Here is a 13,034-nt window from a genome sequence, read left to right as displayed (position 1 = left end):
CAGGAGGTGACATCTTTATTCCAAACTACGGAATAGAGAACACACTTGGACATATTAAATATTTTTCTCATCTTTGTGCTCATCCTTATTTCCGGCTTTTTCGTTGCATCAGAATTCGCTGTTGTAAAAGTACGAAAAAGTCGCATTGACCAACTTGCAAATGAAGGCAATAAACAAGCTTTAGCTGCAAGAAGTGTCCTATCTAATTTAGATGTTTATTTATCAGCTTGTCAGCTCGGGATTACGATTACTTCTTTAGGGCTTGGTTGGCTTGGTGAACCGACTGTGGAACATTTACTACGACCGCTCTTTGAAAAGATTAATATTACTGGAACAATGGCGAATACTTTATCCTTTATTATTGCTTTTAGTGTTATTACATTTTTCCATGTTGTATTAGGTGAATTAGTTCCAAAGTCTTTCGCCATTCAAAAAGCTGAAGCAATCACACTTAAGTTTGCACGACCACTTATTTTATTTGATAAAATTATGTATCCATTCATTTGGCTACTTAATAGTACGGCAATCTTTTTCACAAAACTACTCGGTTTAGAGCCTGCGAAAGAAAATGAACTTGCCCATTCTGAAGAGGAACTACGACTCATTTTAGGTGAAAGTTTCAAAAGCGGCGAAATAAACCAAACCGAATATAAATATGTAAATAATATTTTTGAATTTGACGACCGGGTCGCGAAAGAAATTATGGTCCCTCGTACAGAAATGATTTGCTTATCTACTGAAAATACGTTAGAAGAGAATATGGATATCGTCGCAACTGAAAAGTATACACGCTATCCGATCATCGAAAAAGATAAAGATGATATTATCGGTATGATCAATACGAAAGAAGTATTTCACGATCAAACGAAAGGCATTCATAAACCACTTGAATCTTACATACATCCAGTACTAACTGTATTTGAAACTGTTCCAATTCGCAAAACATTAGTACATCTACAAAAGAATCGCGTTCAGATGGCAATCATTATGGATGAATATGGTGGTACTGCTGGACTTTTAACAATGGAAGATATTCTTGAAGAAATCATTGGAGAAATTCAAGATGAGTTTGATGCGGATGAATCACCTATGATTGAAAAACGTACGCCGAAGCTTACTGTTTTAGATGGGAAGGTGCTCATTTCTGAAGTAAATGATATGTTTGGCCTGCATATTGATGATAGCGATTTAGATACAATTGGAGGCTGGCTCCTCTCTCAAGCAGTTGATTTAAATATTGAAGCTGGTTATTCCATTGAATTTGCCGGTTTTCAATTTAAAGCACTAGAACTTGATGGACATCAAGTGAAAAAAATTGCGGTACATAAATTAGACACGAAGAAGGAGTTATAAAGTGACAGTATTATTAACAATCTGTATCATTGCCTGTTTCATTGTTTCATTTCTCGCCTTTATTTATCCTATCATTCCAGGCATCCTTGCTGTTTGGGCTGGATATTTCATTTACCATTTTGGTATAAATGGCGGAGAACTAACAACTTCCTTTTGGATTATTCAAGTCATTTTCACACTATTTATTTTCGTGGCTGATTTTATTGCAAATGGATATTTCTTAAAGAAATACGGAAGTTCTAAATGGGGAGAACGTGTCGGTATGATTTCTATCATTGTCGGATCTTTCTTCTTCCCACCATTCGGTTTAATTATCATACCGTTCTTATCGGTATTTATTACAGAACTCATGCATAAAAAAGCGCCAAAAGACGCCTTTCTAGTAGGAGTTGCTACTGTAGTTGGTTTTTTAAGCAGCACAGTAGCGAAAGCTATTCTCCAAATCATTATGATTCTCATATTTGTATGTTATATCATCTTTTAACCATCCCAATTTCGGGATGGTTTTTTTAATATGAAATACCTACTCGGCTATTCTCATATTTGTTTTCACTACACAGATTCCACGTAAATTGCGCTGTATCACCAACTGTTATTTTCGCTCCCCCTTCTGGTAATACATCTTTTTCAGTTCGATACACTCCTGTCACATCACCGTCTATTAAATGCGTCGGACAAACGACCGTCCAACATAAATTACTACTACTAAGTATCTTATATGCAGCTAAATGATCTTCTGCTGCTGTTGTCATTTTCCTTTTTGATTCAGCTGATTGAAAACGATATAAATTTAGATTTGTTCTTGCTTGTAAAATACCTGCTGTTCCTATTGTAATGATTTTATGAACCCCTACTTCTTCCATTTTCTTTATAATATGTGGCATACTCTTCGCCAATGTCCCATTTTGATCCGTTCCAAGTGCACTAATTACTATATCGCTTCCTTCTATCGCTTTCTTTATATCATTTTCATTTAGTACATTACCTTCTATTACTCGTAACCTTTCATGTTGTATTTCTATTCTATTTAAATCACGTGCTAATGCAGTTACTTCAGCTGCATCCTTTAATGCTAATTTTATTATATTTGAACCTACTCGACCTGTTGCTCCTAATATACATACTTTCATTTGTTTTCCCCCTATTTCATTCTCCCTCTATTTTTCAATAATCTCAATCAATTTACAACAAAAAAGCTTCCTCATATATAAGAGGAAGCTCTATTATTATTTTACCCCGCTTTAACGGGCAGTAAGACCCCACCTCAAAATTCAGTAAAAACAAAGAAGTTAGATGGGGATCAACTGCCCGTTAAAGCCCGATTGGTTCAACTAATAATCAGTGGGGGATGCCCCACTGATTAAAGTTTCACTTTATTTCTTTTCTTTAGAATCTGTAGACTTCTCAGTTCCACTTGTTTCTTTATCCTTTTTGTCCTCTTGTTGTGTTGTTGTATCGTCTTCTTTCTTCTTGTCCTCACCTTTACTACAACCTACCATTAATAAAGAACTTGCAAGTGCCATAGCAGTTAATGATTTAACCCATTTGTTCATTTGCGTTTCCTCCTTTAGATAGAATATGTACAACCCCCATATTACTCTCTATTTTTAAAGGAAAGATTGAAAAATAGTAAATAAACGGTAAATATTTGTAAATTTTCTAATAATAGATATGTACACCTAGTCTTTTTTCTCCATGAAAAGTAAAAAACTAAGGCGCCTATCTTTCCGCCTTAGTTTCTTATGCAAACTTCTCATTTTCATATACATGTTTAATCTTATACTCTTTCTTCACAACATATTGCCATACACTATAGGCATAACGATTCATTTTCAGGAAGCAATTTTCTAAGAACGAGCGGAATTCTGGATTCGCAACTTCAACTGCCACTTGAGCGAACTTTAGTGCTAACCGTTTTAAATGCGAAATATAACAAGTTGCAATATGGATATCCCCTGTATATTTACTATCAGTTTCCTTTTCCATTTCATGAAAATGAGATGAAATTGGTTCACAAGTTATATGCTGTACATTCTCTCCTTCTTGAAAATTCACTTGTTCATTATACGCTTGCAACATATATGGTAAATGATGCTGTAATAGCTCTTTTAATTCTTCGTCTCTTACCTCTCCTGTATACTCCCCAACCTTATAAATAAGCATATAACTATACCTCATTAATTCTTTCATACAATCCATGAAAATACCTCCCTTCTCTTTTGTCTATATGTTATAAATATGATGCTATAACATTTGCTATTCTTGCTAAAAACCAATCCCACTTACTAATTTTCTCAAAGTCTTCTTCTGAAAATCTTTTTGATTTATGAAAGTCTTCTTTTAATCGGTTCCATACGTCAGCAACAACTGTTGTATCATATATGATACAGTTAGATTCACAATTTAAATAAAAACTTCTATTATCAAAATTCGCTGTACCTATATCAACAATTTCTCCATCAATGATTGTTACTTTCCCGTGAAAAAAACCATTCCGATATTGATAGATCTCCGCTCCAGCATGGTTCATCTCTCTCAAATACGGATAGGCAGCTTGTTTTAACAATACTGCGTCGCTTTTAAATGGTACGAGAATTTTCACATTGACACCTCGGTTTAATGCACCTTTTAACTCTTTCATCATTTCTTTACTTGGTACAAAATATGGCGTAGCAATAATTAAAGACTTTTTAGCCTGCTTTAAAAGCGCTCCATATTTTTCCCATAACCCTTTTCCATCTGAAAATAAATATTGATATTTTACATGCCCAATTGCAGGTAGACTTTTATGTATAGGCATTTTTTCTCCCGTATCTTCTTTCCAGTCAGCAGCAAACTTTCTTTCCATATCCGTGGCACCATTCCCCTTAACTCGTACATGATAATCACGCCACGGGCCAAATTTCGGATCTTGTCCAAGGTACTCCTTTCCAATGTTAAAGCCGCCGATATATGATACTTTTCCGTCAATCGTAACAATGCGTCTATGGTTTCGTTGATGCAACGAATAGAATAAATGTTTCAATTTAGGTTTTTTACTAAACGTAAACTGGACACCTTTGCTTTTTAGTTGACGAATTATCTTTTTCTTCAGCTTATATCCACCTATTCGATCAACTGACAATTTTACTTCTACTCCACTCGATGCCTTTTTCTCGAGTAACTGCAAAAACTCTTTGCTTATTTCATCTTTACCTACAATATAAAAATGGATATATATGTACTTTTCTGCATTACGTATATCCTCAAATAATTTCGTATATAACTCTTCACCGTTCGTATATAGTTGAAATTCACCTAATCGAACTTGCCCTAATTCATATTCACTAGCCATTTTTTTCCCCATTTCCACATCGATGTTCATCCAAATGAATATACCTATTAAACAAAGGATTACAACGAAAAAGTGTTTCATGGATATTTTCCTTCCTCCACTTACCGTTATTTCTATATCTTCCCTTTTTTAATACAATATCATTCAAGAAAATATGTCATTACATGATATATGTCCATATCAAACGATAGCTCATTTGCATATTGTATGTTGTATCTTAAAATAAAAGGAGGAAATAACAATGGGCTTTGCACATGGTAATGGATTCGCGCTATTAGTCGTATTATTTATCCTCTTAATCATCGTCGGTGCTGCTTGCTTCTGCTAAGTAGTTATCGTCATATGATATGTGGATGAAAAAACTATAAAAGCGGACACCTATTTTTAGGTGTCCGCTTTTCATATGAAAAACATTTCCGTTTGTTATTGTACCTTTAACGACTACATATTCAACTCAAAAAGTTAATAATGTAGCTACTTTCTTACTCTCCGCCTTACGTATATGGCGTTGTTCTGCACGTAACACTGCAATGCGATGTAATTCTTTCTCTTCTTCTGTTTCAGGGATAACTCGCGGCACAGGAACCGGATTATTTTCCTTACTAAGCGCAACAAAAGTAACAAATGACGTTGCTGCTATACGTTTCTCACCCGAAATTAAATCTTCTGCTACTACCTTCACAAATACTTCCATAGAAGTTCTACCCGTCCAAATTACAAAAGATTCATAACTAACACAATCTGAAGAGCGAACAGGATGTAAGAAATCTACCCAATCCATAGATGCTGTGACACATTCTTTTCTTGCATGCCTCGTTGCTGAAATAGAAGCAACCATATCCATCTCGGCTAATATCTTCCCACCAAATAGCGTATTATGATCGTTTAAATCTGTTGGAAATACTCGGCTCGTTTTAAACACTCTAGACTCATTAGCTGTTTTCCCTTTTACTTCAGTCATTGTTATCACCTCTTTGATTATTTAACCCGCTATTTGCAGACATTAAGACTCCCACCACAAAATTCGGCTGGAGCAAAGAAGTTCGGTAAGAGTTCCATTTCCCATTAACACTAGAACGGTATGAGCTTACTATCACTACACGTTTAATATTAACAACATTCAGAACTCTTAGTCCACAAAAAAGAACCGATGTTATCAATCGGCTCCTCTAAATACATATTGTTCTTTTGGCGGTTCAACCTTATTCCATTTCGTTACTTCTAATACAGGGATATTCGCATGGAATGGCTGATAAAATTCCGTTGATATTTCTCCTTCAACTTGAATCCAATCATCATTTTTCCATTCTACACCTTCTGGTTTTTTCACTAACATACCATATACACCAGAATCCGCTACACAATGTATAATCCCGAAACGGAATAAGAAATATTGTTCTTTTTGAGAAGAGTCATCTTTGAAAACAAACCCTTTAAAAGATAATTTTTTCCCAGTAAACTCGCCAGGATAATTATAAATTGTTTCCATCCCTTTTAGAAAATCTTCATCTTTTAAAGTAATACTATCTTTCGTAACAAACTCTTTTTTCCCCTTTTCCATTACACCACGGTATCCTTCTTTCCCGTAATAAATGCTCGTATCAGGTCTTAGAAATTGCCTTGTCATAAATGGATCTGTACTTTCTGCTTGTGCAACAGGAAAATGAAATCCTTTCGCCTTAACGATATCTGAATCTAACGTTGCAATCGGGAAAAACAGCCCTGAGACAATCGGAAAACAAAACAATGAGTACGAAAATGCTTTTTTCCACCATGTATTCTCATCTTTTGAATGATCATGCCCGCAATGGCTATGATCACAACCACAATTGTGCTGTTCTTTTTCTTTTTGATGTTCTTTTTCTTTTTGATGTTCTTTTTGGAAAACGATAATAATTTGAACGACCGTTAAAAAACCTAAAATAATAGCTGCTGTTTTTGATAAATAGGCATACTTCATATTGATATACTTCGTAATATTACCTGAAATATGAAGCTGCGCAATTAAGATTGTAAAACCTAATAATATATATGCTCGAAACATAACCTACCACCCCATCGCATAAATGAGTAGTGAGCTTGCATAAACAACAAGTGTAACTGTAACTGTAACGACAATTACAAATTTCGTTTTAAATGTCGCAAGCATCATAAACATATTTTTAATATCCACCATCGGTCCATATACGAGGAACGCGACAAGTGATGCTGTTGAAAATGTACTTTGGAATGACGAAGCAATAAACGCATCCGCTTCTGAACAAAGTGATAAAATGTAAGCTAGTCCCATCATAACAGCTGGTGAAGAGAACGGCCCTTGTCCTATAGCAAGAAGTGTTGAAGTTTGTACGAACGTTTGAACTGCCGCTGCAATTAACGCACCTAATACTAAATATTTTCCCATCGAGAAAAATTCCTCAACAGCATGCGTACATACATCCCACATTTTTTTACGTAATGGACGCTTATGATTCACTTCTGGGAAGTGATCATCTCGTAATTGATGTTCTTTAAACATAAATGATAATATAATTCCAACGATAATTGCTACGATAATCGCTACGATAGAACGATACCATACCATGTGCATACTACTTCCAAAGGCAACGTATGTTGCAAATAATACGACCGGATTAATAATTGGCCCAGTTAACATAAATGCAATCCCGGCATATGGTGGAACCCCTTTTCCGATTAACCGTCTTACAATCGGAACGATTCCACATTCACAACCTGGAAACATCATACCTAAAAAAGTAGCCATTAAAACAGACAGAAAACGGTTTTTCGGCATCCATTTTGCTACCATATCCTCTGTCACAAACATTTGAATGAATCCTGAAATAAATACACCAATGAGCACAAAAGGAAGTGCTTCGATCAATATGGAGATAAAGATTGTATTCATTTGCAGGAATGCTTTCGGTAATTGAAACAATTCCATGATGTATTTCCTCCAACTTTTCATTAACAATATGTAATTTTAACCCCATTTTATGAATTGGACAAGGCTTATACGGAATTCACTTCCTTCATATACATTACATTTTATAAGTTATATTCTATTCAAAACTTTCGATTTCATAGCAAAAAAGCTGCTCTAGCGCAGTTATATAACTATGCTAGAGCAGCTTTCTTCTCGTTAAAAGTAACGTTTCTTCCAAAAAACAAATGCTAATGTGAAAGATAGTGTTACACATATTATGAGTACAATTACAAAACCATGTGCTTCCCCTTCAAACGGAACCTTTACGTTCATTCCAAAGAAACTAGAAACCATCGTTGGTAATGATAAAATGATTGTAATAGACGTTAACAGTTTCATAACACTATTTAAATTATTTGATATAACGGAGCTAAAAGTATTCATCATTCCACTTAAAATGTGACTATATATTTCCGCCATTTCAATAGCCTGTTTATTTTCAATTAATACATCTTCTAATAAATCTTGATCGTCTTCATACATTTTTAAAAATGTACTGTTACGCATTAATTTTTGAATTACAATTTTATTCGCCTTTAATGATGTTGTAAAGTAAACTAAACTTTTTTCAAGGCCTAGCAATGTGAAAATCTCTTTATTTTTCATCGACTTATTTAATTGATGCTCTAAATCGATTGTTTTTCTGTTAATTTGCTTTAAGTATCTTAAATAATAAGTAGAAATCGTATATAAGAGCTGAAGTGCAAAGCGTGTCTTTTTAAACGTATAAAATTCTTTAATACGTTGATTAATAAAGCGTTCGAAAATTGGGTTTTCTTCTAAACAAATTGTCACAAAGCAATCTGGCATTACAATCATACCTATTGGAATCGTGTCATAAATCGAATTTCCTTCTTCATCATGTCTAACTGTTGGAATATCCACGATTATTAAGGTATTATTGTCTTCCTTTTCAATACGAGAGCGTTCTTCATCATCTAAAGGGTCTTTAATGAAATCTAAGTCTACATTTAAAGTTTGTACTAGATATTGAATTTCTTCTTCCGTTGGATGAAGTACATTAATCCAGCAACCCTTTTGCATTTCCTCAACCTCTTGTAGTTTTCCGTTTCGGTCTGTTAAATAAATATTTAACATACTATCACCCCGATTCTTTTTACATGTAGGAATCTACCTCTCTTACATAACAGTTTTTGAACCGCCATTCTCAGCATATGAAACATACGTTTAAATTTCAATAGAAAAATTATTTTGAAAACGTTTTTATAAGAAAAATATTCTAAACAAAGAAAAAGACAGAGTGCTCTCTGCCTTAAAAAGCTTATGTTGCCTTTATAACATATTTAGAAAGCATCCACAAGTTAAAGCCAACTGAAATCGTATAACCAGCGTATGTTGAAATAATAAAACTTACATAATCGAAATACGGAAGCAATACGATATTTAAAACTATCTTTACAATAATGCCAATTACTAATCCTAGCACTGTTTTCTGTTGTTGGTTAATTCCTTGTAACATCGCAGCTGTTACTGTAAAAAGCGAAAATAGTATACAGGCAGGAGCATAATACTGTAAAATAACTCTCCCCATCTCCGGATCATTTCCGGCACCAAATAAAAGAGTATATACTGGTTTTGCTAACAACATCATTCCAATCGCCGCTGGTACCGTAATACCTACTACTAATACATTCGTTCTCGTAAAATGTTTGTACAGTAACTTCACATTCCCTGCTGTATAGGCTTTTGTCATCTCAGGTACGAGAGACATACTAAAAGCAGTCGCAACGGAAACTGGGATGAGTACAACCATCTGAACAAGACCAATTATTGCATTTATCTTCTCCGCTTCTCCTTGCATATACCCTATTTGTATAAGTAGTTTATTAATTGTAAATGTATCAATCGTCTGATACAACGGAATTGCTAAACCAACCACAACAAACGGTATTGAATATGTAAAGAGCTCCTTATACAGTGAGAAGAAAGATTTCGTTGTTTGCGGAATACTCGCCATTTCTTTTTTCTTTAAGTGCTTTCTCCTTCTTATGTAATACGCACTTAAAACAGTTAATCCACCTATCGCTCCCATAAAGGCACCGAACGTTGAAATACCAACTGCTAGCGAGATAGAAGCTTTTAAAATATATAAAACGACAAAGCTTCCTATTAAAATGGTTAAGACCCGAAAAAACTGCTCAACAACTACACTTAAAGCAGAAGGCCCCATCGATTGAAACCCTTGAAAGAATCCCCTTAATAAACTCATTACCGGTACAAGTATTAACGCAAAACTTACAATTTGGATATTAGTAGTGACCGCTGCTACACTATTCCCTGTTTGATCATTTCCATCGATTACAAGTTTAGCTAAATGTGGAGCTAATATATATAGCGTAAAACATGAGATTACTCCCATTATTAACATAAAAAAGATACCGCTCTTTAGCACTCTCTTAACCGTATGATAATCATTCAGTTGATCATATTTTGATACCATTTTTGAAACGGCAAGTGGTAGTCCCATCGTCGCAATGCTGAGCATAATCGTATAAGGACGATATGCATATGTGTATAAAACGTACCCACTCGTACCAACCATTGCTGTAAATGGTATAACATATATAAATCCTAACATTTTAGATATCATCGTTGCCATCGTTAAAAATATCGTTCCACGTATAAACGGTGACCCTTTCATCACATTCCTCCGCTACGCTTTATTATTACACATTATGGACAACTCCTTTTTTTTAGAACCGAAACAAATAAAAAAGCCAATGAAAAATCATTGACTTTAACGCGCTGCTTTTTTCTTTTTTAAATACTTTAAACCGAAGTATAGAGCAACAAAGAGAACAGCTCCTATAATTATGTAATGTGTGTAATCAGATGCATACTCTTTAATGTGTCGCCAATTTCCACCAAGCTTTTCACCTAAGTATATAAATAGTATTGACCATGGAATAATCGCAACTACTGTATATAGTGTAAATAGTTTTAACGGCATTTTAGCTAATCCTGCTGGAATAGAGATTGCATGACGTACGACTGGGATAAAGCGTGCAGAAAAGATTACTCCTGCTCCGTAACGCTTAAACCAACCTTCTGCTATGTCTAAATGGTGTTTATTAATAAGTAGATATTTCCCATATTTCTCTACAACCGGACGCCCTCCGTAATATCCAAGCCAGTATAAAAAGATTTGGGCTAAAGTACCACCAATAGTTCCGGCGATAACTGCACCAACAAAACTAATTTTACCATCCGCTACTAAAAATCCAGCATACGAAAGTACAATCTCACTCGGGATAATTTCAATCATTAAAGCTAGCGCTACTCCAAAGTAACCTAAGCTTGCAAAAAATTGCAATAACTGATCTATTATGCTTGCTAACATTTTATTTTCTATCTCCTTTTTTCTTCACATACCATCCCATTATTACATAAAGGTTGCATTCTGCCAATATCTTCATTTCAACAATATCATCGGCATAAGCATTATTAATCTATTAATGTTTCTTTTTGAGGTTCTTTCATGTAGGCAAACATTTCTTTAATTTGCTCTTCTGTATTTCTAGCAATCGATAAATTAGGCAATTCATTCTCACCAAAAAACTCCACATCTTCTGTTTCAATACTAATTTTCTTTTCACCACCAACAATCTTACAGCCAATAAAAATTTTATATACATGTGTTGCTGAAGGCGATGGTTGATGTTTTTCTTTATCAAATATAGCGAGTAGCTTAAAATCATCTACTTCATAACCCGTCTCCTCTAAAACTTCTTTTGCTGCTACTTCTGTCGGCGTATAACCGATATCAGCCCATCCACCTGGCAATGCCCATTTCCCATCACTTTTTTCTTTCACAAATAATAGTTTTTCATTTTGAAAAATGACTGCTCTTATATCAACTTTAGGTGTTTGATAGCCTGTCTCACTTGCAAATAACTTCTCTACTATTTCCCAATCTGTCTTTGTATAATGTGACATCATCGAAATGGAAATATCCCGTAATTGTTGGAAACGCTCTATATCATACACATCTTTAGAATACGTTAAACCCGCTTGAGCTATAGATTGTATTTGTTTTACCCAATCAACCCACTTAACTGTCATGTTTCCACATCTCCATTCTTTATTAAGTAAATATTACTTCAATTCAATTGATACATCTTTATTATACAAAAAAAGAGATTGATAATGTTCCAATCTCTTTCAAAATTAATCCAATTCATGTAAGTGGTCTTGTATATACTTTCTTCTTTTATTTATATATTCATCAATCATATCAGCTTCTTGATCAAATGTTTCTAATTTTTCTTTCATATATGGATCTTGTAGTAAATATGGGCGAATCGATTCACACAAACCTTCTACTTTCGGCATCATAAATGAAACGGTAAATTGTTCTTCTAATATTTCTTCCAAAATGCTTCGGTATTGTTTTCTAAATACAGGTATATCTAACAATCTTGCACTTAACGTGTTATAACCTTGGATACGAATATACTCATGATTAAGTGGTCTCCCTTGTACATCTCGCCCCCAAGTCGCATCATAATCCCACGGTATCACTTCAAATAAATTTGTTTCATCGTTATGATATAGTGCATAGTTATGAACGAAACCATCAAAGTTTTGTGTAAAAATAACGCCAGCTAACCATCGTAAATATTTATCAACATGCAAAAACTTTCCAATTTCTTTTTCATAAGCTTCCCTCGACAAAGCATTCGCTTGAAATACAAATTCACTCAGCTGTTCTTCACTATTTTTATTCGAATATTTAAATTCATAACCCGCAAAGAGCTCAGTCTTAACATCTTTATCTCTCTCACTCATTAAAGAAAAATTCGCATCATCATCTATTGCATAATAAATAGAACCACTCGGTAATCCTCTATTTTTCAAAAAGTTTTCATCAACTGATTCTAACTGTAAATATACACCTTGAATTTGACCATTAATTTTTATAAATACATGTTGTGATTTTGGTGAAAGTACACCAATATCATGAAAAAAATCTAAAGATAATTTATTTCGTATAAGAGACGGATCCATAAACTCAGAATTTAAATGAAACTCTTTCGCACCTTGAAATTTTTTCGGTTTATAAAACATAACATGATAAGACTTTTTCTCAAATTCACGAATATGAGCGCCTCGGTATACGATATCAATGTCATACTTCTTTTTTCCATAAGTTAATTTTGCTGGCACTGGACTATCTGACCAAATTTCTTTTTTCAACTCCACTAAGTTCATTGGATGAATAAAAAAATCATATGAAGGTAGCATATTTCCCCATCCCTTCTCAGTTCTCTTCATTCAATGTATGCACCTTGCCTTGTCCATACATCCGCTATCATCTATTTATATAAAATTACACTCTTG

General features: G+C 34.2%; 15 protein-coding genes. 3 read left to right on the top strand and 12 right to left on the bottom strand.

The window, feature by feature from the left end:
- Positions 1 to 45: 45 nt before the first annotated feature.
- Together CER22_RS14960 and CER22_RS14955 are read left to right on the top strand one after the other, a co-directional pair.
- Positions 46 to 1,353 carry a hemolysin family protein gene (locus tag CER22_RS14960; RefSeq protein WP_000353742.1) on the top strand — a complete coding sequence of 436 codons (1,308 nt, stop codon included), beginning with the start codon at positions 46 to 48 and terminating at the stop codon, positions 1,351 to 1,353.
- Position 1,354: 1 nt separating this feature from the next.
- Positions 1,355 to 1,837: a DUF456 domain-containing protein gene (locus CER22_RS14955; protein WP_046959211.1), complete on the top strand. Its 483-nt coding sequence runs from the start codon at positions 1,355 to 1,357 to the stop codon at positions 1,835 to 1,837.
- A gap of 25 nt (positions 1,838 to 1,862) precedes the next feature.
- On the opposite strand, the gene CER22_RS14950 is transcribed toward CER22_RS14955, so the two are convergent.
- The 4 genes from CER22_RS14950 to cls all read right to left on the bottom strand — a co-directional run bounded on the left by CER22_RS14950 (position 1,863) and on the right by cls (position 4,768).
- Positions 1,863 to 2,483, bottom strand: coding sequence for an NAD(P)-dependent oxidoreductase (locus CER22_RS14950; RefSeq protein WP_088063116.1), 621 nt, complete (start codon positions 2,481 to 2,483; stop codon positions 1,863 to 1,865).
- A 243-nt stretch (positions 2,484 to 2,726) separates the two neighbouring features.
- A complete protein-coding gene (locus tag CER22_RS14945) occupies positions 2,727 to 2,906 on the bottom strand; it encodes a hypothetical protein (RefSeq protein WP_001045960.1) in 180 nt (59 codons plus the stop codon).
- A 187-nt stretch (positions 2,907 to 3,093) separates the two neighbouring features.
- A complete protein-coding gene (locus tag CER22_RS14940; RefSeq protein ID WP_000340548.1) occupies positions 3,094 to 3,552 on the bottom strand; it encodes a spore coat protein in 459 nt (152 codons plus the stop codon).
- Positions 3,553 to 3,583: 31 nt separating this feature from the next.
- Positions 3,584 to 4,768 (bottom strand): cardiolipin synthase, encoded by a 1,185-nt coding sequence (gene cls, locus CER22_RS14935; RefSeq protein ID WP_142291719.1) that lies wholly within the window; start codon positions 4,766 to 4,768, stop codon positions 3,584 to 3,586.
- 160 nt (positions 4,769 to 4,928) lie between these two features.
- Between cls and CER22_RS14930 the strand changes: the two genes are divergently transcribed.
- Complete coding sequence (locus CER22_RS14930; RefSeq protein ID WP_000505094.1) at positions 4,929 to 5,015, top strand: YjcZ family sporulation protein; 87 nt, start codon at positions 4,929 to 4,931, stop codon at positions 5,013 to 5,015.
- Between the two features lie 126 nt (positions 5,016 to 5,141).
- Here CER22_RS14930 and CER22_RS14925 read toward each other — a convergent pair whose 3' ends face one another.
- From CER22_RS14925 to cotH, 8 genes are all read right to left on the bottom strand, one after another.
- The gene (locus CER22_RS14925; protein ID WP_000141167.1) at positions 5,142 to 5,648 is read right to left on the bottom strand and encodes an acyl-CoA thioesterase; all 507 of its coding nucleotides are present in this window, start codon (positions 5,646 to 5,648) and stop codon (positions 5,142 to 5,144) included.
- Between the two features lie 195 nt (positions 5,649 to 5,843).
- Positions 5,844 to 6,731 (bottom strand): TIGR03943 family putative permease subunit, encoded by an 888-nt coding sequence (locus CER22_RS14920; protein ID WP_088609011.1) that lies wholly within the window; start codon positions 6,729 to 6,731, stop codon positions 5,844 to 5,846.
- Positions 6,732 to 6,734: 3 nt separating this feature from the next.
- Entirely contained in the window at positions 6,735 to 7,631 is an 897-nt protein-coding gene (locus tag CER22_RS14915) for a permease (RefSeq protein ID WP_000418724.1), read from the bottom strand.
- A 198-nt stretch (positions 7,632 to 7,829) separates the two neighbouring features.
- Positions 7,830 to 8,771: a magnesium transporter CorA family protein gene (locus tag CER22_RS14910; RefSeq protein ID WP_000932392.1), complete on the bottom strand. Its 942-nt coding sequence runs from the start codon at positions 8,769 to 8,771 to the stop codon at positions 7,830 to 7,832.
- A 184-nt stretch (positions 8,772 to 8,955) separates the two neighbouring features.
- Complete coding sequence (locus tag CER22_RS14905) at positions 8,956 to 10,335, bottom strand: putative polysaccharide biosynthesis protein (RefSeq protein ID WP_002071458.1); 1,380 nt, start codon at positions 10,333 to 10,335, stop codon at positions 8,956 to 8,958.
- Between the two features lie 96 nt (positions 10,336 to 10,431).
- Positions 10,432 to 11,034, bottom strand: coding sequence for a DedA family protein (locus CER22_RS14900; protein WP_000881203.1), 603 nt, complete (start codon positions 11,032 to 11,034; stop codon positions 10,432 to 10,434).
- A 104-nt stretch (positions 11,035 to 11,138) separates the two neighbouring features.
- Positions 11,139 to 11,756, bottom strand: a complete 618-nt coding sequence (locus tag CER22_RS14895) for an NUDIX hydrolase N-terminal domain-containing protein (protein WP_088063114.1) — start codon at positions 11,754 to 11,756, stop codon at positions 11,139 to 11,141.
- Positions 11,757 to 11,861: 105 nt separating this feature from the next.
- Positions 11,862 to 12,938, bottom strand: coding sequence for a spore coat protein CotH (gene cotH / locus CER22_RS14890; RefSeq protein ID WP_088063416.1), 1,077 nt, complete (start codon positions 12,936 to 12,938; stop codon positions 11,862 to 11,864).
- Positions 12,939 to 13,034: the final 96 nt, after the last annotated feature.

Origin of the sequence: Bacillus sp. K2I17 (assembly GCF_002209985.1) — a bacterium.
Lineage (GTDB): Bacteria > Bacillota > Bacilli > Bacillales > Bacillaceae_G > Bacillus_A > Bacillus_A wiedmannii.
This window is presented reverse-complemented; position numbering and strand designations above follow the sequence as displayed.